The sequence below is a fragment of the Paraeggerthella sp. LCP19S3_G8 genome, assembly GCF_052119225.1.
Lineage (GTDB): Bacteria > Actinomycetota > Coriobacteriia > Coriobacteriales > Eggerthellaceae > Paraeggerthella > Paraeggerthella hominis.
In genome coordinates this window covers 120,685-147,065 of sequence record NZ_JBQKFQ010000006.1, presented here as the reverse complement: position 1 = coordinate 147,065, position 26,381 = coordinate 120,685, and the positions used below count along the sequence as shown (strand labels likewise).

Here is a 26,381-nt window from a genome sequence, read left to right as displayed (position 1 = left end):
ACGTTGCTGGAATGCGACCAGCGGGTAGTTATGACTGCTCGCGCTCGTCTTCCACGAACACGCCTTCCTGCTTGAATACTGCAGAAAACGTTTTAAAGAAGATCTTCACGTCCAACGGAAAGCTCATGGTGCGCACGTACTCGACGTCAAGCGCCAGGCGATCGTGCCACGGCAGCGAATTGCGACCGTACACGGCCGCGTAACCGGTCACGCCCGGTTTGACCGTAAGCTTCAAATGCTCGTCGCCAATGTAAAGCTCGGTCTCGCGGCGCAAGTCGGGACGGGGCCCCACTACGCTCATGTCGCCCTTCAGCACATTGAGAAACTGCGGCATTTCATCAAGCGACGTCTTCCTCATGAATGCGCCTACGCGGGTCATGCGCGGGTCGTCGGCTCCGTTGTACGTGGATCCGTCCTCCATGACCAGATCGGGCGCATTCACCTTCATCGAACGCAGCTTGTACATTTTGAAATCCCGTCCGCCAACTCCCACGCGCGGGGCGTTGTAGAACACAGGTCCTTTGTCTTCGAAATGAATGAACGGCGCCAAGATGGCGATGATCAATAGGACGAAGGGTAGGGCGATTATGCCTACGACCAGGTCGCAGGCTCGTTTTCCGAATCGTGCGTACATCAGACGGCGCCCTTTGCTTCAAGGGCTTCGTAAGAGCGCTTGAACGTTTCCGCAACATAGCGTGCGTCGTCGTCCGAAAGCGAGGTATGCAGCGGCAGCGTCACCTCGTTTTCGAATTGAGCGAACGCGTTCGGGAAGTCGGCGATGTCGAATCCCAGATTGCGGTAGGCGGTCAGCAGCGGCAGCGGCTTGTAGTGAACGTTGGTGGACACGCCCTCTTCGGCCATGCGCTCGATCAGCGCGTTGCGGAATTCCTGCGATTTGCCCGTCAGGCGCACCAGCATAAGGTGTCCGCTCGATGCGAAGTCGTCTCCGTAGTGCTGCAGGATATCCAGATCCATCCCCTCGAAAGCCCGTTCGTACAAACCTATCAGTTCGCGGCGACGTTCCAGCATCCCGGGGTATCGGCGAAGCTGGGCAAGCCCCATGGCGGCTTGGATGTCGGTCATGTTGCATTTCCAGCCCGGAAAAGCAACATCGTACTCCCAAGCGCCCGCTTTGGTTTTCGCGAGGGCGTCTTTGGTCTGGCCATGAAGCGATTGGAGCATGAGGCCGTGGTAGAAATCGTCATCATCGAACAAGCCGGGGCGCCAGGAGAGCGCGCCGCCTTCCGCCGTAGTGAAGTTCTTCACGGCGTGGAATGAAAACGTGGTAAGGTCCGCGACCGAACCGCAGCTTTCGCCATGGTAGCGTGCGCCCAGAGCGTGAGCCGCATCGGCTACTACGGCAATGCGACCGATGGCGGCTTGCCGGTCGTTCGCCGGCGTCCACGATGCGCCTGCGCTCTCGACCGCCTGGAACAAACGGTCGTAATCGCACATGCGCCCGGCTATGTCCACGGGGATGATCGCCTTGGTGCGATCCGTGATCAGGCTGCCAAGCGCGTCGTAGTCCATCTCATAGGAACCGGGGGCGGTGTCGCACAATACGGGAGTCGCACCTACGTGGCAGATGGGGGAGCACGATGCGGTGTAGGTGTAGGCGCAGGTGATGACTTCGTCGCCCGGCCCGATGCCCAGCGCGCGCAGCGCGCACTCGAGCGCAGCCGTGGCCGATGCCAAGCAGGCCGTGCGAGGGGCGCCCACGTACGATGCCAGATCTTGTTCGAGTTGCTTGGTTTTGGGTCCCGTTGTGATCCAGCCGCTTTTTAAGGCGTCCGTTACCTCGGCTATCTCCGCATCCGTGATGTCGGGGGGAGAGAACGGGATATGCTTCTTTTCGGTCAAGAGCGTGCTCCTCGTGTTCCGTGCGATTCCTCGCGCGCTGGTGCGATTGGGCGCGAGAAACCCTATTGTGACGCGACCTTGCCTATTTGGCGAGAGCGCTCAACTAAACATCACAGCAAATTGCGCAGCAGGGTTACGATTTCCCGATAGGATTGCGGCTGGTCGAATTCGCGTTCGGCTACGGCCCGTCCGCGCGCGCCCATGATCTTGCGCAGCGACGCGTTGCCGGCCAGTTCTCCTATGGCGTGCGCAAGGGCGGCTGCGTTTTCCGCTTCGACGTTGAGGCCGATTCCGTCGGAGCTTACCTTTGCGCGGAATTCCGGACTCGATCCGGTGTTGATCAGGGGATTTCCGCTTGCCAGGTAGTCGCCGATCTTGGTGACGATGCTCTGGACCGCCGACTTCACCAGCGAGTTCACCGTGATGTCGGACGCGCACAGGTATGCGGCCATGCTTGCGTAGTTCTGGTAGCCCAGGAAGTCGACAGGCGCTTCCAGCTGGCTGGCAAGGGCCTCCAGCTTGGCGCGATCCGGCCCGTCGCCCAGGATCTTCACGCGCACCGGCGGGTGGGGCCGCTCTTGAGCCGGGCCGTACGTGGTGCGCTCGGATGCATGTCGGGCGGCGTGCTCCAGGCGATCCTTCTCAAGAAGCGCCGACGCTTCGATCAGGGTGGCCAAATCGTAGCTGGCGCCCAGGGTTCCCGCGTACGTTGCCCACACTTCGCCGTCGGGCTTGACGATCTCGTGCGCATGAGCGCGTGCGCCTTCGTCAAAAGCGGCCAGGTCGTTTCCCACGTATACGGTGGCTTTGGGGTAGGGTCGCTCTCGATCTGCGGCGGGGCGGGCGGCGTATTCGTCGGAGGTGCCCACGGCTCCCGACAGCAGACGGTAGACGACCCGCGCATCGCGTGCGAACGGGTAGAACGCGATGTCGCTCACCACCGGAACGTTCACCACCATGCGCATGGCCTCGGGCCAAAGGTCGTTGATGTCGGCAACGAAGGGGATCCCCATCTTGTCGGCGCATTCAGCGCATGCGCGCGCGACGTCGTTCGGGGGAATTTCGGCGTAAATCAGGTCGTATTCGCCTGCCGTGCGATCAAAATGCGCGCGCAGGTTCTTTGCGGCAACGCGGTGGCTGCGAATGCGCGCCAAGTCCAGGTTCTTCGTGTACCCGGGCTCGTCGATGAACACGATGCGGTACGGAAGATCCTGGTAGCACGCCTTCGAGCAGTCTCGATGCGCTTTCTCCCAATGCTGGAACGACGACGTGATGAGGTCGACTTCGAACCCCTCGCGAACGAGCAGATCCGAAAGGAAGCGGAATCGCGTGTAGCCGCGCGTCTCGTCGCCGAGCTTCACGCCCATGGTGACAACGGCGATGCGCTTGCGGTTGCGGTTGCGCGTGCGCGCTTGTTTTTGTGTGGTATCCATGGGTCGCAAGTATAGCAAAGGAGTAGGGGAAATCGCCGCGGCTATACGGCGCTTCTTTGATCCTGCAGATGCACTTCGTAGACAGTGCGTCCGTTTACGGCTTCGCCCAAGGGTGCAAAAGACACTTCGTCGGTCGAGAATAACCCAAGGTCCTGCGTAGATACCAGATAGTCTGCTTCCAGCAATGCGACATCCGAGGGATTGACGTACAGCGTGAAGCTGTCGAATGCGGCGTCTCCGAAGTGAGTTTCGCCGTGCACGACTTCTATCGAAATATGCGCGTAGCGATTGTAGACGTCGTCGTACGAGCCTGTTGGGTCGAAGGCTCGCCATAGGCTCAAGTTGGGATAGACGTTGCACGTGTTGATGACTGCGGCGCCGCTCGTGGCTGCCAGATCGGCGTAAGCGGAGCTATCGTCTCCGGTCACCGCCCAGCGAGATCCGGGATTCGCATCGTTGATCGCGCTCACGGCTGCGCGCGTTTTGTTCTCCAAGATGGGGGCAGCCCCTATTTGCACGGGGTTCACCAGCACGCCCATAAAGAGCGCAAGCGTGGCCAAGTAAGCTACGAGGGCTCCGTCGGCTCCGGCCTTGCTGCGCAGCAGCAGGTACATTCCTCCGATCAGCGCGAGTGCGCATACGGCGAAACTCGCGGCATTGTAGAACCAAGAGAACGCTGCCGCTGACCCCGCCATGATCGCGCCGCTTGCGACGATCGCGACAACTGCTGCGGCTATACGGCTTGGCCGGACCTTCAGGAGCGCGAGGCCTCGTATGAGCAGGAGCAGGTTCGTCAAGCCGAACGCGATGAACGCCTTGGAGTACAGCCCTCCCGTGCTCAGGCTCATGAGCGTAAGCTTTGCCAGGAATTCAGGGAAGCCGACGAAGCAGTACCAGCCCAGAAATGCGCTCAGCGCCAGCAAAGCGATGAGGTACGCATCGTGCGTGCGTTCCCTGAGCACCACCCAAAGCGACAGCAGGATGCCCAGGGGAAAGAAATCGTATACCGAGGCGAAGGCGTCGATGCGCAGGCTGTCGGCGAAGGATCGCAAGGGCGTGAGCGCGTCTAGAGGGTATTGAGCCAGCAAGGGCAGGGCTCCGCCGCCGCAGTCGGCTCGATGGCCCGGATAAGCGGTGCTCAGAACCGTTTGCACGGTGTCCCATGACTTTCCGAACACGTAGGCCATGCCGACGCAGAACAGAAGGAAGAACCCTCCAACGATAAGCGCGTCCTTGCGGCTCAGGCGGGCCGCCCGCCAATGCAGGGCGATGTAGACGGCTGCCATCGTGAAGAAAAGATACGCCATCGGCACCTGAAGGGCCGGGTAGAACGTGAGGACGAAGCATCCTCCGCATACGACGAACGGCAGCCCTAATGCGATGCGTACCCGGTACGAGGACGTTTTCAGGTATCCGGCGATGATAAGCAGCATGACCTCGCACGATACGATCATCTCCACGTATCCGTTGACATCCAGCCACCAGCTGATGACCGGCGCGAACGTCACCAGCAGCGCGAGCCCGCACGCCAAGCCGCGGCGTTGCCGCGCAACGAGCATTCCCACTTCGAACGTGCACATGAACAGCATGACCACGCGTGCGCACCAGAAAAAAGCAAGGCCTCGTTCCGCGCCGAGCAGCAGGTAGCCCCAATGGAAGGGCCGGAAGATCACGGCTGGGTCGGCAACGGGTTGCCCGTACACGATGAACATGTCGCTCGTTGTGCCGCGAAACGTTTCTCCGAAGTAGGGCCATGCTCCCGTGTCATCGAAGCCTTGCGCGAATGCCATGGACGTGTTGACCAGGAATTCGTCCGAACGGCACGAGCGCGCGGTTCCGAACAGGGTCCCGTCCCATCCGCTTCCGTCGTACCACATGCCAAGCGACGAACCCGATATTCCCAGGCACGTCCCGATTCCGATCGCCCCGAGCGCAATCGGCCAACGATACCTGTACAGAAACTCCGTACAGCGTATTCGGTGCGAGAAGATCAGGGCTGCCGCAGCCGTTCCCGCTATCAAGCCTACGCCAACGAGCACGAGGTTGTGCACGAGCGCGAGCCTTGTTGCACAGGAGAGGAAGAACTCGCTCGCCCCCGCATCGGCTTCGATGCTTTCCAGGTTCAGATAGAGAAACGCAAACGTGGTCAGCACGAGAGCGGCGCCGAAGCCGAAGGCCAGGGCGTGTACGCGGGTGTTCTTCACGAAGGGTCCTGTTCGCTTGAGATGGAGGTGTTCGACCATTATAATCTCAGGACTTCGCGTTCGCTATAATGGTCGAACTGCTCCCAAAGGAAGGGACCGCTCCGATGAGGTTTTCCGTTATTGTTGCCGCCTTCAATGTAGAACCCTACATCGCCGACTGCATCGAGTCGCTGAAACGTCAGACGTATCGAGATTTTGAAGCTATCGTAGTGGATGACGCTTCGACGGACGAGACGCTGCGGGTTGCAAGGCTTCATGCCGGGGACGACGAGCGCTTCCTGTTTTTCGAGCAGTCCGAAAATGCCGGGCAGTCTGCTGCGCGCAACGTCGGGCTTCTTCATGCGACGGGGGACTACGTGTTGTTTCTCGACTCCGACGACTACTATCGCGACGATGCCCTGCAGGCGATCGCCGACCGTATAGCGGGTGATGATTTGGATCAGCTTTACTTCGCAGCGGAGACGTTTTACGAGAATCGCACGCTGAGGCGCACGCGTTACGAGGATCAGGAGAGCCGCGTTTCCATCGATGGGGTTATGTCAGGGGTCGATTTGTACGTGGCGTTCGAAAAGACGGAGGCGTTTCGGCCGTCGTCGTGCCTGTATGCCGTCAGACGTTCCGTAATTGAGGACGCTCGCTTGCGCTTTCGCGAAGGGATCATTCACGAGGACCTGCTTTTTCTCATGGAGCTTATGCCGCTGCCTCGACGTGCGGCGTTTTTCAACGAGCCTCTGTATCGCCGGCGGATGCGCGAGGGGTCTACCATGACTTCCGCCTTCAGCATGCGCAACGTCGATGGGCTGTTCCGCGTGCAGCAGGCCTTGCGCGCATGGATCTTGGAGCATGCGTCCGGGCAATCCCAGGATTTCTGCGATGCGTACGCCGCGCGCGTCTTCCATACGTGCGAAGTGGCCGCGCGCTACCTGTTCGAGATTTCCGAAGCGGACATGTACGCCTATCGCCAGGGGCTCAACCTGCAAGACCGTGTTGATTTCGACCTGCATATCCTGGAGTTGCACAAGGCCCTTAAAGGGGTGTACGACGAGCTTGAAGGGTCGCGCACGTATCGATTGGGGCGACTGTTCCTGGCGTTTCCCAGTTGGGTGAAGAGCCGTGTGATCATGCCCCAGGCGAAAAGGAAAGACCAGGAATAGAAAGATCTTCTCTCACCATTCGGTGGGGAGGGCTTTGCGCATGCGTCTTTTTATGGCGATCTTTTCGGAAAGGCTTGCCTGACACCAGGGCTTGAACTTTCCGTAAGGAAGGTCGGCCAAGGGCCCCAGCGGCCCCTGATCGGGGTTGTTGCCGGACCAGTCGTTCAAAGCGGAGGCGTAGCGCGCCATGTTTCGCGGATAGCCGGTGAAGTAGGCGGGCTCGTGGTCGGCCAGCTCCAGCTCCGGAAAACCGTTCGCGCCGAGATGCCGCGCTAGTTCATTGCGAACGGCTTGATCGGACATGGTCTCGATATTCCACAGCGTCCAATCGAGCGCCCAGTTGAGGTAGGGCTGGCGAAGGCTTTGCCATGCGCCGTCGGGCTGCTCCTGCAAAAAGCGCTTCATGCGGCACAGCCCTTCGTAGAAGGCGAAAGGGTCTCGCGTGCGCGAGTTGGACACCGACCCGCCGCGGCCTATGCGGTGCTCGATGAGCACTTCGTTGACTACGGCGATGCGCTGCGCCAGGATTATGGCCTGGTAGGTGAACAGCATGTCCTCGCTATTGGATAGATCGTCGGGAAAGCTCAAACCTGCGGAGCGCGCGAAAGCCGTGCGGTAGAGCTTGTCCCACGGCCAGCCCATGAACGCTGCGAACACGTTTCCGGGCACGTCTCGCCATGAGAACGAGGGGGTTTCGGCAAGGTTGGGAAGCTGACTTTCCTTGAGCGCCCAAGGGGCGGCGGTGCGCTCCCCCGAATTGTGATCGAACTGCACGATGTCGCATACGACAACGTCGGCTTCGCAACGTATCGCTTGGCCATGCAGGGCTTCCAGCATGGTTGGCAGAAACACGTCATCGCCGTCGAGCAGCATGAAGTACGGGGAATCTACAAGGGCAAGGCCATGGTTGCGAGCGCCGGCGGCTCCTAGATTGGATGTATGAACCACGCGGAAACGATCGTCTTGCAGAGCGAATTCGTTGGCGATGCGTGCAGTTTCGTCGCTTGATCCGTCTTCCACCACGATGGCTTCGAAGTCGGAAAACGTCTGCGCGGCAAGAGATGCCAAGCATTCTCCCAGGCATTCTTCTACGTTGTGCGCCGTTACTACGGCGCAAATGCTTGCGGGCCGCTTCGCCATGCGCCCTCCTTTCGACGCAGAAGAGTATAGCGCATGCGAAAGCGGCCCGCTCGTCCGTGCAATCTACTCAGCTATTCGGCGTCTTTCGCCACCAGCACGGGCACTTCGGCCGAGCGCAGCACGCCGTAGCTCACGCTGCCCAGCATGCCGCGCAGCACGCCAAGGCCGCGCGATCCCATCACGATAAGGTCGCAGCCGTGCTCGCGCGCGTAGCGATTGATGCCGTCGACCACGGACGGTTCGTTCACGGCGGCAACGGTCACGTCGTTGGGCAGGCCGTCAAGCATAGAGCCGATGGCCTTGTCCATGTTGGCCTTCTCGCGTGCGCAAGCGTTTTCGACCAGCTTGTCGTACGTGTTGGGATCGATGATGGGCTCGGGAAGGCTTTCGTACGGGTTCGCGTCAAGGCCCATGGCGGGCGGGAACTCGGATACGTACATGACGTCGATAACGTGCAACTTGATGGCGGGATCTTCCTCGGCAAGGCCCTTTGCGATTTCGAGCGCGCGCAGGGCATGCTCCGACGTGTCGAACGGCACGAGGATGTTGGTGAATTTCATGCGGCACCTCCTGGTTGGTGGCTTGTCCGATGGCTTGAGTGTACCATGGGCGCCGTACGTTTCGCGTGGCGCGAACAACGTGCCCTCGATTCGTTATCTGGTATGCCGGCGTGCGGCGATTCGCGCCCGGGTGCAGCCCGTAACGCGTTTGCAACAAGCGGCGGTATAATAAAGCTCGACCGAAAAACGCAGCGTCGCTTGCAGCGGCGAGTCACAAACGAGGAAGGTGCGTATGACCGCGAACCCCCAGCAGGATTTCGTCTTGAAGACCATCAAGGGCCGCGACGTCCACTTCGTCCGGTTCTGGTTCACCGACGTTTTGGGCACCATGAAATCGTTCGCTGTCATTCCCAGCGAGCTGGAGGATGCGTTCGCGGACGGCATGGGCTTCGACGGCAGCTGCATCGAGGGCTTCTGCCGCACGCAGGAATCGGACATGCTGGCTTATCCGGATGCCTCGACGTTCCAGGTGCTTCCCTGGCGCCCCGAGGCCAATGCGGTGGGGCGCATGTTCTGCGACATCCGCACGCCCGACGGCGCGCCTTTCGAGGGGGATCCTCGTCACGTGCTTGCGCGCACCGTGGCGAAGGCCCAGGATATGGGGTACGTGTTCAACGTGGGACCCGAGCTGGAGTTCTACTATTTCAAGGACGCCGAAGGCACCGAAGTGCTCGATCGAGGAGGCTACTTCGATCTGACCAGCCTCGACTACGCGTCCGATTTGCGCCGCGACACCGTGCTCACGCTTGAGAAGATGGGCATCCCCGTGGAGTACTCGCACCACGAGAACGGCCCGTCCCAGCATGAGATCGACCTGCGCTTCACCGATGCCCTGTCCATGGCCGACGCCGTCATGACCTACAAGCTGGTCGTCAAAGAGATCGCCATGAAGCACGGCGTGTACGCGTCGTTCATGCCCAAGCCCATGGCCGACCAGCCGGGCAGCGGCATGCACGTGCATCAGAGCCTGTTCGACCTCGACGGCAACAACGCGTTTTTCGATCCCTCCGATCCGCAGGGCTACGGGCTGTCGAGGGTTGCCAAGCACTACCTTGCCGGGCTCTTGAAGTACGCGCCCGAATTCTGCGCGGTCACCAACCAGCATGTGAATTCCTACAAGCGCCTGGTGGCGGGCGGGGAGGCTCCCATCTACCTTTCCTGGGCGCGCGCGAATCGCTCGACGCTGGTCCGCGTGCCGGGGTACCGTCCGAATCGCGAGATGGCGTGCCGCTTGGAGCTGCGCAGCCCCGATCCCGGCGCGAACCCGTACTTGGCGTTCGCGGTCATGCTGGCCGCCGGCTTGGCGGGCATCGAGGAAGCGCTCGAACTGCCCGATCCTGCCGAAGACCAGGGCCTTCTTGCGCTCTCGCGCCAAGACTTGCGGCAGCGCGGCGTTCGGACGCTTCCGGAAAGCTTGGGGGAGGCCATCGAGCTGTTCGCCGCATCCGATCTTATGCGCGCGACGCTCGGCGATCACATTCACGGCTACCTGGTGGCGTCGAAGCGCGCCGAATGGAACGACTACCTGGCCCATGTTTCCCCTTGGGAGCGCGATCGGTATCTGGCGGTGCTGTAGCATGGGCGCCGTGCGGCCTGCGGGGAATCGGAGGGGTTTCCTATGAGAAAGACCGTCATATTCATAGCCGACAGCCTGGATAACGCCCACAAGTTCCAACAGGTCCTTTCAAGCTTGGACGTGGCGGTTGTGGCCGGTTCGTCCGTGCAGTTCAAAAAGCTGCTCTCGCAGCACGCTTCGTGCGACCTGGTTATCTACGAGGCTCGCAGCGGCTCTTTGTCGAACGTGTCCCAGGTCGAGTCGCTTATGCTGGAGGAGGGGACGGCTTCGCTGCTGGTCATCGTCAACGAGGACCAGTTGGCCGATTTCCGCCTTCCCGTGCAGGTGAAAAGCGACTTCGTGGTGCACGGCGCCGGGCCGGATGAGTGCGCCGCGCGCATTCGGCAGCTGTTGTGGCCGGGAAACGAAGGAACCACCTCCGATGTTCTTGCGGTTGACAACATGACCATCAACCTTGCCACGTACCAGGTGACGATAGGCGGCGACCCGCTTGATCTGACGTATCTGGAATACGCGCTCCTTGCGTTTCTGGTTACGCATCCCGGGCGCACGTATTCGCGCGACGCCCTGCTGCGCCGCGTGTGGGGCTTCGACTACTACGGGGGAAGCCGTACGGTGGACGTTCACGTTCGCCGCGTTCGCGCGAAATTGGGGCCCGACCTCGCGCAGCATTTGGAGACGGTTCGCGGGGTCGGCTATCTTTGGAGCGCGTGATCGCCGGACTTCGCGCGCATCCCGCGCGATTCGGCTTGTAGGCGGCGCGTGGTCGTTTCCCGGTGGACTGCGCGGCGCGAGCGCTTGCGCTATACTAAGCCCTCAAAACACTCGCCGACGGAGGTATTCATGTCGAAGAAGATAGCAGTCATCGACGGCAACTCGCTCATGCATCGCGCGTACCATGCGGTTCCCCCCACCATGAACGCCCCCGACGGGCGTCCCACCAACGCGGTCTTCGGGTTTCTGTCCATGCTGCTGAAATTCATCGACATCGCGGCTCCCGATGCTCTCATCTGCGCGTTCGATGCGGGCCGTCCGGCGTTTCGCATGGAGGCCCTCGAGCAGTACAAGGCGCAGCGCCCTCCTATGGACGACGATCTGAAGGTTCAGTTTCCCATCATCGAGGAGCTTTTGGAGGCCATGGGCGTGCCGGTGGTGCGCATCAAAGGCTGGGAAGGCGACGACGTGCTGGGGACCATCGCCGCGCGCGACGAGGCGCTGGGCTACGAAACGCTGCTGGTGACCGGCGATAAGGACGCCTATCAGCTGGCTACCGACAAGACGCGCATCGTCACCACGAAAAAGGGCATCACCGACGTGGCCATATACGGGCCGGCGGAAGTGCTGGATCGCTACGGCATCAGTCCCGAGCAGGTGCCCGACTACCTTGGCCTGAAGGGCGATTCTTCCGACAACATCCCCGGCGTGCCCGGCATCGGCGAGAAGACCGCCGCGAAGCTTTTGCAGGCGTACGGCAGCCTGGAAGGGCTCTACGAGCATGTCGACGAGCTCAAGGGCAAGCAGAAGGAGCGCATCGTCGAGAACAAGGACGCCGCTTTCGCCAGTCGCGAGGTGGCCACCATCGTGCGTGACCTCGACTTCCCGTTGGATCTGGAGTCGTGCAGCTTCCCGAACTTCGACCCGGAAACCGTGACCGCGGCGTTCGAGGGCGTGCGGTTCAACGCGCACCTGAACCGCGTGCTCAAGCTGGTCGGCAAAGAGCTTGAAAAGAAGGCGGCGCCCCTCGTGGTCGAGCCGGTGCTCTTCGCCGCCGAGGCTGACGCGCTGGTGACCGCCGCCTTGGAGCGCGGCGAGACCCTGGGCGTGTCGTTCGTCGAGCCCAAGCAGGCGTCCCTGTTCAGCGCGGGGCTGCATTGCGCGGTCAACACGAGCGAGGGAACCGCGCTGTACGAGGACGAGGCCGGGCTGGAGGCATTCGCGCGGGTCGTGCGCGAAGGGGCGTTCGCCTCGCTCGACGTCAAGCTGGACGTTCATCGGGTGTACCCGCCGGACACGGCCAAGCGCGCGCTCGTTTCCGACGGCGATCTTTCGAGCATGCGCGCGTTCGATCTGGGGCTTGCCGGTTACGTGCTGAATTCCTCGGTTGCGGAGTACTCCTACGACGCTTTGCTGGACGCGTACTGCGGCGGCGTGCTGCCCGATACGAAGGACGAAGCGTCCTTGGCGGCCGCTCAGGCCGCTGCGGCGCGCGCGCTGGTCGAGCCGCTTACCGAGGCTTTGCAGCGCGAGGGCAGCCAGCGCGCGTACTTCGACATCGATTTGCCGCTGGTGGCGGTTCTGGCCATCATGGAGCGCACGGGCGCGGCGGTCGATTACGATCGCCTGTTCGAACTGGGCGTGCGCACGCAGGTGGAGCTCGACGACCTGCGGGGCCGCATCGTGGAGATGGCGGGGGAGGAGTTCAACCTCGATTCCCCCAAACAGCTTTCGCACATCCTGTTCGAGGTGCTGGGCCTCAAGCCGCTCAAGAAGAACCAGCGCGGCTACTCGACCGATGCGGGAGTGCTCAAGGAGCTGGCGAAGGAGCACGAGCTGCCCGAGCTCGTGCTGCGCTACCGCGAGCTTTCCAAGGTGAAGTCCACCTACATCGATGCGCTGCCGCGCATGCGCGCCGAAGACGGTCGCGTGCATACTACGTTCAACGAGACGGTCACCACCACGGGGCGCTTGTCCTCGTCCGACCCGAACCTTCAGAACATCCCGGTTCGCACCGAGTTCGGCCGCAAGATCAGAGAGTGCTTCATGCCCCTTGAGCAGGGGAGCAAGTTCCTCTCGGCCGACTATTCGCAGATCGAGCTGCGTCTGCTGGCGCACCTGTCCGCCGACGAGCATCTGGTGGCGGCGTTCTGCTCCGGTGCGGACTTCCATGCCGCTACGGCCAGCCGCGTGTTCGGTCTGCCGGTCGAGGAGATCACGCCTCAGCTGCGTAGCCGCGCCAAGGCCGTGAACTTCGGCATCGTGTACGGGCAGCAGGCGTTCGGCCTGTCCCAAAGCCTGGGCATCCCCTTCGGCGAAGCCAAGGAGATGATCGAGCGATACTTCGAGGCGTACCCCGGAGTGCGGACGTACCTGGACGAGACGATCGCCGTGGCCAAGGAAAAGGGATACGCGGAAACCATGTTCGGGCGCAAGCGTCATATCCCCGAGCTCAAGGCCGGCAATGCCAACCAGCGCGGCTTCGGGGAGCGCACGGCTATGAACCATCCCATGCAGGGCAGCGCAGCCGACATCATCAAGCTTGCAATGACCGAAGTCCAGCGTCGGTTGATGGACGAGGGCTTCCGGGCGAAGCTGCTTTTGCAGGTGCATGACGAGTTGGACTTCAGCGTGCCGCAAGATGAGATCGAGCGCCTGTCGGCCATGGTGAAGGAAGTCATGGAAGGCGTGGCCGAGCTGCGCGTTCCGCTGGTGGCCGACGTATCCTTCGGCGACAGCTGGGCGGAGTCGCACTAGGTTTTGGCGGCTTGCCAGCCGCCGGCCCTCGCTGGCTCTGTTGGACCTGCGTGAGAGTTGCTGCATTGCTGCAACTAACAAAAAATTCACACCACGCCGCCGTGCGTAGCTACGAAAGTTCTGCTATCATATAAATGTTGTGCTCTGTGGAGGCACAGCGTAGGAAGAGTGCGATGATACGCGGAGATTGTGCATAAGATCACATTGACTTGCTACGGTCACGCTGTTAAGATATCGCCTTGCGTTTATTTATATCAAGGAGACACTCATGTACGCAATCGTAAAAACGGGCGGCAAGCAGTACAAGGTTGCCCCTGGCGACAAGCTGAACATCGAAAAGCTTGACGCCGAGGTCGGCGCAAAGGTTGAACTCGAGGCAATCTGCGTCGTTGACGGCAAAAAGGTGGAGGCTGATCCTGCGAAGGCAGCTGCCACGAAGGTCACCGCTATCGTTCTTGAGCAGTTCAAGGGCGAGAAGCAGCTGGTCTTCAAGTTCAAGAAGCGCAAGAACTACAAGAAGCTGCGCGGCCATCGCCAGCAGCTGACGCGCGTCGAGATCGAGTCGGTGGGTTCTGCCAAGAAGGCCGCCGAGAAGAAGACCGCTGAGAAGAAGCCGGCTGCCAAGAAGGCCGCCGAAAAGCCTGCGTCGGACGACGCCGAGTAAGCGCAAGGAGGGAACACCATGGCTCACAAGAAAGGTCTCGGGTCTACCCGTAACGGCCGCGACTCCCGCGCGCAGCGACTGGGCGTGAAGATGTTCGCTGGTCAGACTGTGAAGACGGGCAACATCATCGTTCGTCAGCGCGGTACGCATTTTCATCCGGGCGAGAACGTCGGCCGCGGCAAGGACGACACCCTGTTCGCCCTGTGCGACGGCACGCTTGAGTTCACGCGCGGCGTCAAGCGCAAGGTCCACGTGCGCCCCGAGGCGTAAGGGTCTGCTGACTACGACAGCATAACATTCTTATGTTGAGCGGTGCCCCCTGTTCGTCAGGGGGCACTTTTTCATATACAATCCTTTGGGTTGGATACCGGTAGGTCGCACCTCCAAAACGCGAGATGCGAAACGAATACAAAGGAACGCTTTCGTGTTTATCGATAAAGTACGCATTCATGTAAGGGGCGGCAACGGCGGTGCCGGCTGCATGTCGTTTCGCCGAGAGGCCCATGTACCCAAGGGCGGGCCCGACGGCGGCGACGGCGGGCATGGCGGCAACGTGGTGGTCGAAGCCGACGCAAGTCTGTCGTCGCTTATCGAGTACCGCTTCAAGCATCATTTCAAGGCCGAGCGCGGCACGCACGGCAAGGGAAGCCGCATGCACGGCGCTACGGGTGAAGACCTGGTTCTCAAGGTGCCCGTCGGCACGGTGGTTCACGAGTATTTCGAAGACGAAAAGGAAACGGGCGAGCTCATCGCCGACTTGACCCACGACGGCGAGCGCGTGACCGTGGCCGAAGGCGGCATGGGCGGGCGCGGCAACATTCACTTCGTCACGTCCAGAAGGCGCGCTCCAGCCTTCGCCGAATTGGGCGAGCCCGCACAGGAGGGTTGGATCGAGCTCGAGATGAAGCTCATGGCCGACGCTGCGCTGGTGGGCATGCCGTCGGCGGGCAAGTCGTCGCTCATCGCCAAGATGAGCGCCGCGCGCCCCAAGATTGCCGATTACCCGTTCACCACGCTGGTTCCGAACCTCGGCGTGGCGCGTTCGGGCGACCTGAGCTTCGTCGTGGCCGACATCCCCGGCCTGATCGAAGGTGCTCACGAGGGCAAGGGCCTCGGCCATGAGTTCCTGCGCCACATCGAGCGCACGGCGCTCATCGTGCACGTGGTGGACTTGACGGGCGATTGGGAAGGCCGCGATCCTCTCGAGGATTACGAGATCATCAACCGCGAGCTTGCGCTGTACGCCGACGAGCTGGCCAATCGCCCGCGCATCGTCGTGGCCAACAAGATCGACGTGCCGGGCGTGGAGGAGGCGTGCGAGCTGCTGGCGCAGCGCGTGCGCGAGGACTCGCTTGCTGCGGCCGACGGCGACGAGTTCGGACAGAGTTCCATCGATCCGAAGCTGTACTGCATCAGCGCGTTGACCGGCGAAGGCGTTGACGGCTTGAAGGCTGCCATCGCCACGAAGGTGCACGAGCTGCGCGAAGCGGCGCGCGCCCATGCCGAGCAGGACGTGCAGTACGAGCACGTGTGGGAGCTCAAGCGCGAAGCGCGCGACAGAAGGTTCAAAGTGGTTCCCCTGGGCGGCGGCGTGTTCCGCGTGGAGGGTCCGCGCGTCGAGCGCATGGTCGTGCAGACCGACTGGGAAAACGAAGAGGCCATTCTGTTTCTGCAGCATCGCCTGAAGCGCCTTGGCGTGGAGCAGGCACTCGAGCGCGCAGGAGCTGTGGACGGCGACGAGATCCGCATCGTGGGTCGCGCCTTCGAGTTCGAATCGGCGCGCACGGCGGAGGACCTGTACAAGGAGCTTGATCTGTAATGAAAGCAGACCGTGTGGCCGATGCGGCGCATCCGATGCAAGGGAAGCGCCTGGTTATCAAAATAGGGTCGTCGACGCTCACCACCTCGGAAAGCTCGATCGACTATGCGTACCTGCAGAAGCTGGCCGATCAGATAACCCGTGCGAAGAGCGTCGGCTGGCAGCCCGTCATCGTGACGTCGGCCGCCATCGCGTGCGGTCTGGAAGCGCTCGGCATCGCCAAGCGACCTTCGGACATGCCCAGCTTGCAGGCTGCGGCTTCGGTGGGGCAGAGCGCGCTTTCGACGGCCTACGCCGAAGCGTTCGCGCCCCATGGCATCACGACGTCGACCGTGCTGCTCACGCGTCGCGACACGGCGGATCGAAACGCGTACCTGCATGCGCGCGACACGTTGCTGCGCCTGCTCGACCTGGGGGTCGTGCCCATTGTGAACGAGAACGACACGATCTCGGTCGAGCAGATTCGCTTCGGCGACAACGACACGCTCGCCGCTTTGACGGCGTGCCTCATCGATGCGGACCTCATGATCATCTTGTCCGATATCGAGGGCTTGTACGACGCGAACCCGCACCATCATCCCGACGCGCGCCTTATCTCGTGCGTCGAGGCCATCGGCCCGGAAGTCATGGCCGTGGCGGGCGGCGCGGGCACCACGGTAGGGTCGGGCGGCATGATCACCAAGATCAAGGCGGCGCGCGTGCTCATGGTTGCGGGCATCCCCATGGTCATCTGCCATGGCCGCCGCGAGAACGTCATCGTCGACGTGGCTGCCGGCGAAGACGTGGGGACGCGGTTCGTCGCGGCTGAGAAGCCGCACGAGATCACCCCGAAGAAGCTGTGGATCGCGCTTGGGGATTCAGCACGCGGATCGCTGGTGGTGGACGACGGCGCCAAGGCGGCGCTCACATGCAAGGGCAGCTCGCTTTTGTCGGTGGGGGTGCGCGCGGTGGAAGGTCGTTTCGATCCGGGCGACATCGTCGACATCAAAGACGGTGCAGGGCATCTGTTCGCGCGGGGCAAAGCGGCGTTTTCAAGTGACGAGACCGCGCTTGCCATAGGGCGCACGCGCTCGCAGTTGCAGGCGAATCGCCTGCTGGCAAGCTTGGCGGAGCGCCCGCTTGTTCACCGTGACGAGCTTGTGGTGTTCGAGTAGGCCGCTTCGGCTATAGGCAAGGCGGGACAAGGAGGCAACGATATGATCGACGAAACCGTGCGCGACGAGGTGCGTCGCGTTGCTGAGTCTGCTCGGGCCGCAAGCTCGGCGCTGGGGCAGACCACTGCAGGGGAGCGCAATCGGGCGCTCATCGCAATGGCGCGGGCTCTGCGCGAGCATGCGGCGGACATCATAGCTGCCAACGGACGCGACATGGACGCGGCGCGCGAGGCCGGCACCAAGGAGAGCTTGCTCGACCGCCTTATGCTTGACGAAAGCCGCGTCGAGGCTATGGCCTGCGCTCTTGAGGATTTGGTCGTCCTGCCCGATCCGCTCGGATGCGTCCAGGACGAGCGCCAGCTGTACAACGGCATCGAGCTTACCCGGGTGAGCGTGCCCTTGGGCGTGGTCGCCGTGGTGTACGAGGCTCGTCCGAACGTTACGGCCGATGCAGCCGGCATTTGCCTGAAGTCGGGCAATGCCGCGGTGCTGCGCGGCGGCAGCCTAGCCTCCGCTTCCAACGAGGCCGTCGCACGCGTGCTTCACGATGCTGCGGTGAGCGCCGGCATGCCGCAGGGTTGCATCGGGCTGATCGCCTCGACCGATCGCGCTGCGGCCGACGAGCTCATGCAGCTTCACGGGGTGATCGACGTGCTCATTCCGCGCGGCGGGGCAGGGCTTATCCGCCACTGCGTCGAGCATTCCAAGGTTCCCGTCATCGAAACGGGCACGGGCAACTGCCATGTGTACGTGCACGCCACCGCGGACCTGGAGATGGCGCGCGCTATCGTGCTCAACGCGAAATGTCGCCGCTACGGCGTGTGTAACGCGGCCGAAACGCTGCTGATCGATGAGGCTGCGGCGGAGGTCATGCTGCCTCGACTGCTTGCCGACCTGCAGGCAAAGGGCGTGCTGCTGCATGCTGACGAATGCGCCCTTCGCGTGGCGCGCGCTCATGGCATCAAGGCGGAAGCCGCCGTCGAGCAGGATTGGGCTACCGAATACCTGGCGCCCGAGATGGCCGTGAAATGCGTTGGCGGCGTCGACGAGGCCATCGATCACGTGAACCGGTACGGCACGCGGCACTCCGAGGCTATCGTCGCCGACCCCACCGATGCAGAGGGCGCGGCGGCGCTGGAGGCGTTTCTCAATCGCGTTGACGCGGCTGCCGTGTACGCGAACGCTTCGACGGCGTTCACGGACGGCGGGCAGTTCGGCTTGGGCGCGGAGATCGGCATTTCCACCCAGAAGCTTCATGCGCGCGGCCCGTTTGCGCTTGCGGCCCTCACGTCGTACAAGTACGTGCTGCGCGGTACGGGGCAGGTGCGCGCGTAAGTGGCCGTCATCTGCGATAGGTTCGATCAGCTGGGCATGGACGGGCGTCCTGCTCGGCTGGGCATCATGGGGGGCACGTTCGACCCCATCCATATCGGGCACCTTGCGTGCGCCGAGCAGGCGCGCGAGGCTTACGGGCTGGACGGCGTGGTGTTCGTTCCCGCAGGCAATCCGGTGTTCAAGAAGGACAGGAACGTGACTCCTGCCGCGCACCGTCTTGAGATGTGCCGCGTTGCCGTGGACAGCAATCCTGCGTTCGATGTGAGCTCGATCGAGATCGACCGCGGCGGCGACACGTACACGGTGGACACGCTGCGCCAGATGCGCGCGCATTATCCCGCCAACGTGGAGCTGTGCTTCATCACCGGGGCCGATGCGGTGTACCACATCCTGCAATGGCGGGAAAGCGCGGCCATCGCCGATCTAGCTCGTTTGATCGCGGTTACAAGGCCGGGCTACGCGCTGTCCGAATCGCATCGTGCGGCCATCGCCGAGCGAGGGAGCTTCACGGTCGACTATCTGGAAGTCACGGCGCTTGCCATCTCCTCGAGCGATCTGAGGGACCGGGTTGCGGCGGGAAGGTCGATTCGCTATTTGACCATGCAGGGCGTTCTCGACTATATTCAAGCGCATGCGCTGTACCGCGCGCAAGGCTGCGCCGCATGCGGCGGCACGGAAGGAGGGTCGTTGCGATGAGCGAACGGGATACGTCGTGCGCGCCTGCTCCTTATGGGGACGACGCACTTTCCGACGCGTTTTTCGAAGCGCGTAGGCAGGATTTGAAGGCAAGGCTCAAGCGCTCTCGATACGAGCACACGCTGGGGGTGGCCGACACCGCCGTGCGACTTGCGCGTTTGTACGGCGTCGATGAGCGCAAGGCGCGCTTGGCGGGGCTGCTGCACGACTGGGACAAGAGCTTCGATGACGAGGGAATTCTTCGACGGGCCGAAGAGCTGGGGCTCGACGTCGATTCCTCTGCGATCGGGGACCTTCCGGCGCTTTTGCACGGTCCCACGGCCGCGCTCGCGCTTTCGCGGGCGTATCCTTGCATCCCGTGCGATATCGTGCGGGCCATCGAGCTGCATACGACGGGCGCTATCGGCATGAGCGATTTGGATATGGTCGTGTACGTTGCCGATGCCGTCGAGCCCGGTAGAAAATACGATGGGCTGGAAAAGCTGCGCGCGCTGGTTGGCCAGGTCTCGCTCGAAGAGCTGTTCTTGGCAACCTTTCAACATGTTCTTTTCAACCTTATCGATCGGCGTAAGCGGGTGTATCCGCGAACGCTCGAAATATGGAACCATTACCTTGTCCGCGCGCGAGAAGCCGCAGGCGAAACACCGAAGAAAGGAATAGCGTGACCGAAACGAAGAACGAGACCCCCAAGGTGACCTCTCGCGAATGCGCGCTCATCGCTGCGCGCGCCGCCGATGAGAAGAAGGCTACCGACATCATGGTGCAGGAGGTGCGCGATCTTATCGGCGTAACCGATTACTTCGTGATTGCAACCGCGTCGAACAACCGCCAGGTCGAGGCCATCATCGACGAGATCGAGGAGGCTGTTCGCACGCAGGGCCACCTGAAGCCCCTGCATCGCGAGGGAACGCAGGACGGCACCTGGTCGCTGCTCGACTACGGCAGCTTCGTCGTGCACGTGTTCCAGCCCGAAACGCGCGACTACTACCGACTGGAGGCGCTCTGGAACGACGCGCCCGTGGTGGATCTGGCGAAGGAAGCGGGCCTGACCGAGATCGAGTATTCCGATCGCATTGCGAAGATGCTCGGGCGCAACTAGCGGTCGTCCACACGCCATACGGCTTATAGCGAGAAACGGGGCTTCGGCCCCGTTTCTCGTTGACCAGGCTGTTTCGATGCGCACTGGATGCGCGTGGGAAACGTGTTGGATTTTCGCGCGGTCCGCGCTGGATTCGCGTCAGGAGCGCGCTGGATTATTGCTGGGAAGCTGCTGGATCCGCGGCAGGTCGGGTTGGATCCTTGTCGGATATGCGCCATCTGCGCGCTAGATTGCCTCGCTATGCTTTTGCCAAGGTGCTTGACGCGGCAAGTTGTATCCTATAAGATACAAAGGAGCAAAGATGGCAGACGGTTCTGTTCAGGTTTTCAGCACGGCGACGTTCGCTCGGTGGCTCAGGCGGTTGAAGGACGAAAGCGCTCGCGTGGCCATTCTTGCGAGGATCGCTCGCCTGGAGGACGGGCTTTGGGGCGATGTCCGCTCGATCGGGGATGCGGTGGTCGAATTCCGCGTCATGCAGGGGCCGGGCTATCGTTTGTACGGCATGCGGCATGGGTGCAAGGTCGTTCTGCTTTTGTGTGGCGGAGACAAAGGGTCTCAGCGTTTCGATATCGCGCGAGCGAAGCGGCTTGCTCGGCGCATACGGCAGGAAGGGGCTTTCGATGAAGAATCCGTTTAGACGGCCGCTAAAGGTCAAGGAGTTTTGCGTTTCCGACTATTTGGACTCCGAGGACGCGATCGCATCGTACCTCACTGCCGCGCTGGCCGAGGGCGATCCCGAGTTCTTCCAAAGGGCTCTCGGCGACGTGGCGAAGGCGCGCGGAGGAATGGCGCAGGTAGCACAGCAGGCAGGGGTCGGTCGCGAAAGCTTGTACAAGTCGTTATCGGCGGAGGGCAACCCGCGGTTCGGCACCGTTGTCGACGTGCTTTCGGCTCTTGGCTTCAAGCTTGAGGTTGTTCCTGACGCATAGGCCGGCCGGAAACGATTGGAAGCGGTGCGGTTTACGCATGGCTTTTTTCGGTAGTCGTCCGCAGCGCCTTCGGAAGGGGAAGGGCTGCTCCTAATGCGGCTGCGGCGATCATCACCACGACGCCTTTCACCGGGAAGCACAGGAACAGCAGCAGCACGGTCATGAGCGGTTGGCGCATGACGCCGCCGACGAGCGCTGCCGTGCAGGTGCACAGGCAGAACACGGGGTCGGCTCCCGTGAGCGTAGCCATGCCGTAGCCGATGGAGACGCCGGCGAAGATGACGGGGAAGAAGTGTCCGCCGCGCCAGCCGAAGCGGATGCACAGAGGCGTGACGGCCACTTTCACGAATCCCGTCGCAAGCAGCGTGACCGCTCCCATGCTCATCCAAACTTCGTTAAGCTGCTCGGTTTGCACTTCGCCGGCGAACATCGTGAACGGCAACGCGATGCCCATGGTTGCAAGGACAAGCCCCGCGATGATCGCTTTCAGCACCGGGCGATCTCCCATCTTGTCCGACGCCCGCTTGAAGCAGCCGTCGAACGCGCAGAACAGCCACCCGCCTGCCGCGCCGATCAAGGCAAGCGGCAGAAACCAGACCGCTTCGGTTGCGCCGACGTGGATGTCGCTGTAATGCGGAAGCGACATACCCCCGCCGAACAGCGACGACAAGCCCATAAGCGCGCCGAGCGCGCCCGCTATCGCGCAGAAGTACACGACCAGCTTCGAGGTTTTCGGAAGGGTGATGGTCTGCTCGGACCCTTCGGGCTCTCCGCCGTACAGCGGTGCGGCGAACCCGAACAGGGGTGCGGTGAATATGGCGGAAAGCGCAGCCATGGTGCCGACCGAGGTGAGCTGTTTGAAGTCAGATCCGAAGCGCTTCATGCGGTCGCCTACCCAGGTGCAAATGCCGGCGATCGCCCCGGTCAAGCCTGCTTCGGGGCCGACGGAGCCGCCGAAGAACAGCGGAAGAAGCGCCGCGATGGACATGGTTCCCAGCTTGTCGTATTCGTAGCGACCGTCTTGCTTCACTTTGGCCATGACCTCGTTGAGATCTTCCGGGTAAGGGCCGAAGCGCTTGGCGAACAGGCCGATGATCAATCCTCCCACCAGGCAGGCCGCCAGGGGGAAGTACGGCCCGAAATGCGCGGGCATCTTCTCCCATATAAAAGAGATGCCCAGGTTCATGACGAAGAGGAGAAACCACACGAACGCTCCCGCTATGGCGCCGGTCACGATGACCGACGCGACGAACAGGAAACGGTTTGCGAACTTCGCTGCCTTCACGATGGACTCCTAACGCGTGGCGACGTCTCGGGCGCAGGGCAGGCCGTGCGCGCCTTGCGCCGTTTGCACGGCGCGCACGATGGCGCCCTGCATGGCTTCGGTGGCCAGCATGGCCACCAGGTCGTAGTCGGCCTCTGCTTCGCACGAGGAGAACGTGAACACGGTGTCGCCGTCGCCGGACGTGTGGACGGGCTTGATGGCCCGGGCGTACGCGTCGTGGACGGTGGATGATACTTTGGTGGCCTGCGCCTTGGTTATGCGGGCGTTCGTGAGGACCAGTCCGATGGTGGTGTTCGGGCAGGGCCCTTCGCTTGGGACCGCGCGGCTTCCGTCGTCTTGGACGCGGCTTGCAAGCTCGGTCAGTGCATCGAGCGGCTCCATGACAAGGCCGTTGGCTCCTCGGCATCCGGCGATCCAGGTGCCGTCGCTTTCGCAGACGTTGCCGAGCGCGTTCACGGCGACGATGGCCACCGCCACCACGTCTCCCATGCGCAGCCCGCAGATGCCCAGCCCCGCCTTCATGGCCCGATCGCCGCCCAGGAGCTTCCCGACCGTGGCCCCGCATCCGGCGCCGACGTTTCCTTCTTCAAGCGGCTCGGTTGCTTTACGCTCGAAAGCTGCGCGGGCGGCGGCGCGGCCCATGGCCGCATCGGGATGCGCGTTTTTGCCTACGAGCAGGTCGAACAGGCATGCTCCGCATACGATCGGCACCCGCGCGCTTTCGACGGGAAAGCCGATCCCGCGTTCCGCCAGCTCCTCCATCACGCCGGTCGATGCGGCTAGGCCGAAAGCGCTGCCGCCCGAAAGGACAACGGCGTGCACGGCTTGGATCATGTTCTCCGGCTTGAGCAGATCGGTCTCGCGCGTGGCAGGACCGCCTCCGCGCACATCGACGCCGCAGACGCCTCCTTCGGGCGCGATGACCACGGTGCAGCCCGTTGCCGCAGCGGCATCGTGCGCGTGGCCGCACAAGAACGCGGGCAGGTCGGAAAGGGAAGCGGGCTGGAGCATAGCGGTTCCTTCCTGAGGAGACTGGTCATGCAGTAGTCGCATTGTACACCGTTGAAGGAGCCTTCGCTGCCGAAGGGCGCAACCGGGCCGCACCGGCTTCGGTTCGCCGGCGAAAAGATGCCGGGATCGAACTTATGTCGGCTTGCGGCGCCCTCTTCGCAGTGATACGGTGGAAACCCTTTCAAACCGCTGCATCCCTCCCTTACGATGGGAGTGATTCGCATGCCAGATTTTCTGACCAAGACCGCTTGTCGCGGACGTCGTCCGCAGCGATTCGTCTCGGCCCGCCACTACCGGCGCCCCGACCTCATTGCGAAGTTGCTGAGGGAGCGCCATGTTCCCCGGTTCATCGTTGCGCCCGAGGGATTCGGCAAATCGTTCGTAGCGCTGGAGTACGCGGAAACGGTTTTCCGGTTCGAGCACGTGTTTTGGATCGACGCGAAAAGCCCGTGCTTTTTGCGCGATCTCGATGACGGGCGCATTGCCAAGACGCTTTCTTCGGAAGACCGCGCTCCGTTCTTGGCCGTTGTCGAGGACGTGCCCTCGCTGGACCCCCAGCGCGTCGAGTTGCTGTCTCGTGAGGTGGACGCGCTGATCGACCGTGGCTGCGAGGTTCTGGTCACCTGCCTGCCCATGCGCGATGCCTTCCATGGGCAGCGGGACCGCCTCAAGCTGGGGGCCGCGGACTTGCTGTTGACCGATGCCGAGCTTGATGCTTTGCGCACGGCTGCCGAGCGCGAGGCCGAACCCGCCGCCCTCATGCCGACGGCTCGTCGCATCGCGACGCTTGTGTGGGGGACGCCCGACGATCGCGCAGCGTTTCTCGCGTCGGTTGCGAAAGAGGAGCTTCCCGCCGATTTGATGCTCCCCTTGTTTTCGATGCTGTGCCTGCAAAACGGCGCGCTTGCCGACCTTGCGGCGTTCGGTTCCTGCGAGGACGATTCGATTGCGATTTTGTCGGAGCAGTATCCTTACCTGGGAATCGATTGTAGGAAAGAACGCTTCGACGCCGCCTCTTTTTCGATGGACGAGCTGTCGGAGGCGTTTTCGCCGACATTGCCCGGCCTTGCGGAGAGGTCGGTGTTTTCCGACGCCGATGCGCTCGCGACGCACATTGCGGACGCGTTGCTGAAGCGCGAGCAGCTTGCGCGTGCGTGCGATGCGGCTCGCTTGCTGGCATCGCGCAAGGCGCGCGCGGTATGGTTGGCAAGCCGGGGCCGCGAGCTTTCCGACGGGGCCTGCCTGGTCCCCGCGTGCGACGTGTACCGCTCGCTCGGCGGGGAGAAAGCCGGTCTGGCCTGCTTCCTCGACGCCGCGGAGGCCGCGCGGCGCGCCTTGTTGGGGGATCGCGACTCAGCCTGCGCCGTTGCGCGACGGGTGAGCGGGTCTTCTGCCGCCGCGGTCGGATTGCGAGCCGCCGCGGCGCTCGTCTTGGGCCGATGCGCCGAAGAAGGGGAGCGCCGCCGCGCTATTCGCCTGGCCTCGTCGCTGGCCCTTGCTCCCGAAGCCGCGCGCGAGGATGACGGGTTTTTGCCGGATACGGACGGACGGTCTCTTGCGGCGGCAGCTGCCGTGCAGGACGCGCTTGAGACGTCGTGCACGGAAGGAGCGAAAGCGTGGTTGGCCTGGTACGAAGGCGGCGTTCGCGGGCACATGATGGCCTATGCTGCAGCTTGGGTGCTCTCTTGCGCGGAACTTGAAGCGCGCGCCGGGCGATCGCGGGCCGAGGCCTTGCCCTCGGAACCGGTCGACCAGGTGGCTGTCGTGGTGCGAGCGCGCGTTTCGACGCTTGCGCAGGACGCATTGCGGCTTTTCGACGGAATGGCGGGCGCGGGGCTCGAGCGCGCATGCGAAAGCGGAGCGGTGTCGGTGCCTTCCCTTGACGCGCGCTCGTCTTTGGCCGTGCGCCGCGTCGAGATGGCCCTGTTCTCCCAGCGCGCGGATCATGAGCGCATCGAGCGAGAGCGCGCCGAGCGCCGCTTCGTGTTCTCGGCCACCCATCCCGATGCGCTCAGCAGCCAGTCTTGCATGCCCGCGCCGTCTGCGGCCATCGGGGCGGCGCCGAGGCTCACGGTGAATCTGTTCGGCGGCTTGGACGTGCGCATAGGGGGCAAGCGGGTCGACGATGCGCTGTTCAGGAGGCAGAAGGTCAAAACGTTGCTGGCTCTTCTCGTGCTCAACCGGGGGCGCGAATTCTCGCGCGACAAACTGGTTTCGCTGCTGTGGCCGGAAAGCCCGCTGGAAGCGGCGCGCAAGAATTTCTACGGGGTTTGGAGCCTTTTGCGGCGTGCGCTCAAAACGCCGGACGGCACCTGTCCGTACCTGATTCGGCAGCAACGTGGACTGCGCCTTGATGCCGACCTGCTGGACAGCGACGTTGTTCAGTTGGACGACGTGTGCAACAAGCTGTTGTTCGAACAGCCGGGATACGGGGGGTGGGCATACTTGTTTTCGCAGGTGAACGACAGGTTCTCAGACGACATCCTTCCCAGCGAGAATAACAATGACGCCCTTGTGGGCAGGCGGGCCGAATGCCGCGACAAGCTGGTGGACGCCTTGGTGGCGGCTTCGACGCGGCTGGTGGGAGCGGGCGAAGTGCGCGAGGGGCTGTGGTTCGCCCGGGCTGCGCTGCAGCGCGACGGCGGGCGGGAGGATGCGTACGTGGCGCTCATGGAGGCCCAGCTGGGGGCGGGGCAGCGCAGCGCGGCGCTCGAGACGTACTTCGCATGCCGCCGCTACTTGGTGAACGAACTGGGCATCGATCCGTCCATCGAGACCACGCGCCTGTACCGCAGTATCATCGAGAGCGAAGAGGAGCTTGAATGACCGGCCGTCGACCGCAGGGGAAAACGCTGTTTCCGCAGCCCCGCGCGTTGTCGCCCGCATCGGGGCCGGCGGTGCGAAAATGCTGTTGAGATTATTGACCGGCCGATGGCGGCGGGTTCGTTATGTTAGAGTGGTTCGTGCTGTATTCAAACGTTCGACCGCGCG

23 protein-coding genes are annotated in these 26,381 nt (G+C 62.7%); 15 read left to right on the top strand and 8 right to left on the bottom strand.

Annotated features, from left to right (window positions below):
• Positions 1 to 28 precede the first annotated feature (28 nt).
• The 4 genes from ACTQZK_RS08605 to ACTQZK_RS08590 all read right to left on the bottom strand — a co-directional run bounded on the left by ACTQZK_RS08605 (position 29) and on the right by ACTQZK_RS08590 (position 5,497).
• Complete coding sequence (locus tag ACTQZK_RS08605) at positions 29 to 634, bottom strand: sugar transferase (protein WP_441899330.1); 606 nt, start codon at positions 632 to 634, stop codon at positions 29 to 31.
• Complete coding sequence (locus ACTQZK_RS08600; RefSeq protein WP_418831423.1) at positions 634 to 1,860, bottom strand: DegT/DnrJ/EryC1/StrS family aminotransferase; 1,227 nt, start codon at positions 1,858 to 1,860, stop codon at positions 634 to 636. Before ACTQZK_RS08600 ends, ACTQZK_RS08605 begins: the two co-directional genes overlap by 1 nt.
• A gap of 110 nt (positions 1,861 to 1,970) precedes the next feature.
• Positions 1,971 to 3,293 carry a glycosyltransferase gene (locus tag ACTQZK_RS08595; protein ID WP_441899329.1) on the bottom strand — a complete coding sequence of 441 codons (1,323 nt, stop codon included), beginning with the start codon at positions 3,291 to 3,293 and terminating at the stop codon, positions 1,971 to 1,973.
• 41 nt (positions 3,294 to 3,334) lie between these two features.
• Positions 3,335 to 5,497 (bottom strand): DUF7657 domain-containing protein, encoded by a 2,163-nt coding sequence (locus ACTQZK_RS08590; RefSeq protein WP_441899327.1) that lies wholly within the window; start codon positions 5,495 to 5,497, stop codon positions 3,335 to 3,337.
• A 104-nt stretch (positions 5,498 to 5,601) separates the two neighbouring features.
• Here ACTQZK_RS08590 and ACTQZK_RS08585 point away from each other — a divergent pair, with 104 nt between their 5' ends.
• Positions 5,602 to 6,651 carry a glycosyltransferase family 2 protein gene (locus ACTQZK_RS08585; RefSeq protein ID WP_418831418.1) on the top strand — a complete coding sequence of 350 codons (1,050 nt, stop codon included), beginning with the start codon at positions 5,602 to 5,604 and terminating at the stop codon, positions 6,649 to 6,651.
• A 12-nt stretch (positions 6,652 to 6,663) separates the two neighbouring features.
• On the opposite strand, the gene ACTQZK_RS08580 is transcribed toward ACTQZK_RS08585, so the two are convergent.
• Complete coding sequence (locus tag ACTQZK_RS08580; RefSeq protein ID WP_441899325.1) at positions 6,664 to 7,791, bottom strand: glycosyltransferase family 2 protein; 1,128 nt, start codon at positions 7,789 to 7,791, stop codon at positions 6,664 to 6,666.
• A 71-nt stretch (positions 7,792 to 7,862) separates the two neighbouring features.
• Complete coding sequence (locus ACTQZK_RS08575; RefSeq protein ID WP_114567601.1) at positions 7,863 to 8,351, bottom strand: universal stress protein; 489 nt, start codon at positions 8,349 to 8,351, stop codon at positions 7,863 to 7,865.
• Between the two features lie 232 nt (positions 8,352 to 8,583).
• Between ACTQZK_RS08575 and ACTQZK_RS08570 the strand changes: the two genes are divergently transcribed.
• The 13 genes from ACTQZK_RS08570 to ACTQZK_RS08510 all read left to right on the top strand — a co-directional run bounded on the left by ACTQZK_RS08570 (position 8,584) and on the right by ACTQZK_RS08510 (position 21,094).
• Complete coding sequence (locus ACTQZK_RS08570) at positions 8,584 to 9,927, top strand: glutamine synthetase family protein (protein WP_418831416.1); 1,344 nt, start codon at positions 8,584 to 8,586, stop codon at positions 9,925 to 9,927.
• Positions 9,928 to 9,969: 42 nt separating this feature from the next.
• Complete coding sequence (locus ACTQZK_RS08565; protein ID WP_114567599.1) at positions 9,970 to 10,641, top strand: winged helix family transcriptional regulator; 672 nt, start codon at positions 9,970 to 9,972, stop codon at positions 10,639 to 10,641.
• Between the two features lie 129 nt (positions 10,642 to 10,770).
• Positions 10,771 to 13,398, top strand: coding sequence for a DNA polymerase I (gene polA / locus ACTQZK_RS08560; protein ID WP_441899322.1), 2,628 nt, complete (start codon positions 10,771 to 10,773; stop codon positions 13,396 to 13,398).
• A 268-nt stretch (positions 13,399 to 13,666) separates the two neighbouring features.
• Positions 13,667 to 14,062, top strand: coding sequence for a 50S ribosomal protein L21 (gene rplU / locus ACTQZK_RS08555; RefSeq protein ID WP_114567597.1), 396 nt, complete (start codon positions 13,667 to 13,669; stop codon positions 14,060 to 14,062).
• Positions 14,063 to 14,080: 18 nt separating this feature from the next.
• Positions 14,081 to 14,332, top strand: a complete 252-nt coding sequence (rpmA, locus tag ACTQZK_RS08550; protein ID WP_114567596.1) for a 50S ribosomal protein L27 — start codon at positions 14,081 to 14,083, stop codon at positions 14,330 to 14,332.
• Between the two features lie 154 nt (positions 14,333 to 14,486).
• Positions 14,487 to 15,881, top strand: coding sequence for a GTPase ObgE (gene obgE, locus ACTQZK_RS08545; RefSeq protein ID WP_114567595.1), 1,395 nt, complete (start codon positions 14,487 to 14,489; stop codon positions 15,879 to 15,881).
• The gene (gene proB / locus ACTQZK_RS08540) at positions 15,881 to 17,035 is read left to right on the top strand and encodes a glutamate 5-kinase (protein ID WP_225748915.1); all 1,155 of its coding nucleotides are present in this window, start codon (positions 15,881 to 15,883) and stop codon (positions 17,033 to 17,035) included. The genes obgE and proB overlap by 1 nt, the downstream gene beginning before the upstream one ends.
• A 42-nt stretch (positions 17,036 to 17,077) precedes the next feature.
• Positions 17,078 to 18,370, top strand: coding sequence for a glutamate-5-semialdehyde dehydrogenase (locus ACTQZK_RS08535; RefSeq protein WP_114567594.1), 1,293 nt, complete (start codon positions 17,078 to 17,080; stop codon positions 18,368 to 18,370).
• Complete coding sequence (gene nadD, locus ACTQZK_RS08530; protein ID WP_114567593.1) at positions 18,371 to 19,066, top strand: nicotinate-nucleotide adenylyltransferase; 696 nt, start codon at positions 18,371 to 18,373, stop codon at positions 19,064 to 19,066.
• The gene (yqeK, locus tag ACTQZK_RS08525; protein ID WP_441899317.1) at positions 19,063 to 19,731 is read left to right on the top strand and encodes a bis(5'-nucleosyl)-tetraphosphatase (symmetrical) YqeK; all 669 of its coding nucleotides are present in this window, start codon (positions 19,063 to 19,065) and stop codon (positions 19,729 to 19,731) included. The genes nadD and yqeK overlap by 4 nt, the downstream gene beginning before the upstream one ends.
• Positions 19,728 to 20,165 carry a ribosome silencing factor gene (gene rsfS, locus ACTQZK_RS08520; protein ID WP_225748918.1) on the top strand — a complete coding sequence of 146 codons (438 nt, stop codon included), beginning with the start codon at positions 19,728 to 19,730 and terminating at the stop codon, positions 20,163 to 20,165. The genes yqeK and rsfS overlap by 4 nt, the downstream gene beginning before the upstream one ends.
• 301 nt (positions 20,166 to 20,466) lie before the next feature.
• The gene (locus ACTQZK_RS08515; protein WP_114567591.1) at positions 20,467 to 20,802 is read left to right on the top strand and encodes a type II toxin-antitoxin system RelE/ParE family toxin; all 336 of its coding nucleotides are present in this window, start codon (positions 20,467 to 20,469) and stop codon (positions 20,800 to 20,802) included.
• A complete protein-coding gene (locus ACTQZK_RS08510) occupies positions 20,786 to 21,094 on the top strand; it encodes an addiction module antidote protein (RefSeq protein WP_114567590.1) in 309 nt (102 codons plus the stop codon). Before ACTQZK_RS08515 ends, ACTQZK_RS08510 begins: the two co-directional genes overlap by 17 nt.
• A gap of 31 nt (positions 21,095 to 21,125) precedes the next feature.
• On the opposite strand, the gene ACTQZK_RS08505 is transcribed toward ACTQZK_RS08510, so the two are convergent.
• Entirely contained in the window at positions 21,126 to 22,379 is a 1,254-nt protein-coding gene (locus ACTQZK_RS08505) for a chloride channel protein (RefSeq protein WP_441899314.1), read from the bottom strand.
• 9 nt (positions 22,380 to 22,388) lie between these two features.
• Positions 22,389 to 23,390, bottom strand: coding sequence for a P1 family peptidase (locus ACTQZK_RS08500; protein WP_441899312.1), 1,002 nt, complete (start codon positions 23,388 to 23,390; stop codon positions 22,389 to 22,391).
• 222 nt (positions 23,391 to 23,612) lie between these two features.
• Here ACTQZK_RS08500 and ACTQZK_RS08495 point away from each other — a divergent pair, with 222 nt between their 5' ends.
• On the top strand, positions 23,613 to 26,216 hold the full coding sequence (locus ACTQZK_RS08495) for an AfsR/SARP family transcriptional regulator (RefSeq protein WP_441899310.1): 2,604 nt from the start codon (positions 23,613 to 23,615) through the stop codon (positions 26,214 to 26,216).
• Positions 26,217 to 26,381 lie beyond the last annotated feature (165 nt).

Excerpts from the sequence above, each read along its gene's own strand:
- ACTQZK_RS08605 (WP_441899330.1), bottom strand. The coding sequence starts at position 634 with ATGTACGCACGATTCGGAAAACGAGCCTGCGACCTGGTCGTAGGCATA.
- ACTQZK_RS08595 (WP_441899329.1), bottom strand. The coding sequence starts at position 3,293 with ATGGATACCACACAAAAACAAGCGCGCACGCGCAACCGCAACCGCAAG.
- ACTQZK_RS08585 (WP_418831418.1), top strand. The coding sequence starts at position 5,602 with ATGAGGTTTTCCGTTATTGTTGCCGCCTTCAATGTAGAACCCTACATC.
- ACTQZK_RS08580 (WP_441899325.1), bottom strand. The coding sequence starts at position 7,791 with ATGGCGAAGCGGCCCGCAAGCATTTGCGCCGTAGTAACGGCGCACAAC.
- ACTQZK_RS08575 (WP_114567601.1), bottom strand. The coding sequence starts at position 8,351 with ATGAAATTCACCAACATCCTCGTGCCGTTCGACACGTCGGAGCATGCC.
- ACTQZK_RS08570 (WP_418831416.1), top strand. The coding sequence starts at position 8,584 with ATGACCGCGAACCCCCAGCAGGATTTCGTCTTGAAGACCATCAAGGGC.
- ACTQZK_RS08565 (WP_114567599.1), top strand. The coding sequence starts at position 9,970 with ATGAGAAAGACCGTCATATTCATAGCCGACAGCCTGGATAACGCCCAC.
- polA (WP_441899322.1), top strand. The coding sequence starts at position 10,771 with ATGTCGAAGAAGATAGCAGTCATCGACGGCAACTCGCTCATGCATCGC.
- rplU (WP_114567597.1), top strand. The coding sequence starts at position 13,667 with ATGTACGCAATCGTAAAAACGGGCGGCAAGCAGTACAAGGTTGCCCCT.
- rpmA (WP_114567596.1), top strand. The coding sequence starts at position 14,081 with ATGGCTCACAAGAAAGGTCTCGGGTCTACCCGTAACGGCCGCGACTCC.
- proB (WP_225748915.1), top strand. The coding sequence starts at position 15,881 with ATGAAAGCAGACCGTGTGGCCGATGCGGCGCATCCGATGCAAGGGAAG.
- ACTQZK_RS08535 (WP_114567594.1), top strand. The coding sequence starts at position 17,078 with ATGATCGACGAAACCGTGCGCGACGAGGTGCGTCGCGTTGCTGAGTCT.
- yqeK (WP_441899317.1), top strand. The coding sequence starts at position 19,063 with ATGAGCGAACGGGATACGTCGTGCGCGCCTGCTCCTTATGGGGACGAC.
- ACTQZK_RS08515 (WP_114567591.1), top strand. The coding sequence starts at position 20,467 with ATGGCAGACGGTTCTGTTCAGGTTTTCAGCACGGCGACGTTCGCTCGG.
- ACTQZK_RS08510 (WP_114567590.1), top strand. The coding sequence starts at position 20,786 with ATGAAGAATCCGTTTAGACGGCCGCTAAAGGTCAAGGAGTTTTGCGTT.
- ACTQZK_RS08500 (WP_441899312.1), bottom strand. The coding sequence starts at position 23,390 with ATGCTCCAGCCCGCTTCCCTTTCCGACCTGCCCGCGTTCTTGTGCGGC.
- ACTQZK_RS08495 (WP_441899310.1), top strand. The coding sequence starts at position 23,613 with ATGCCAGATTTTCTGACCAAGACCGCTTGTCGCGGACGTCGTCCGCAG.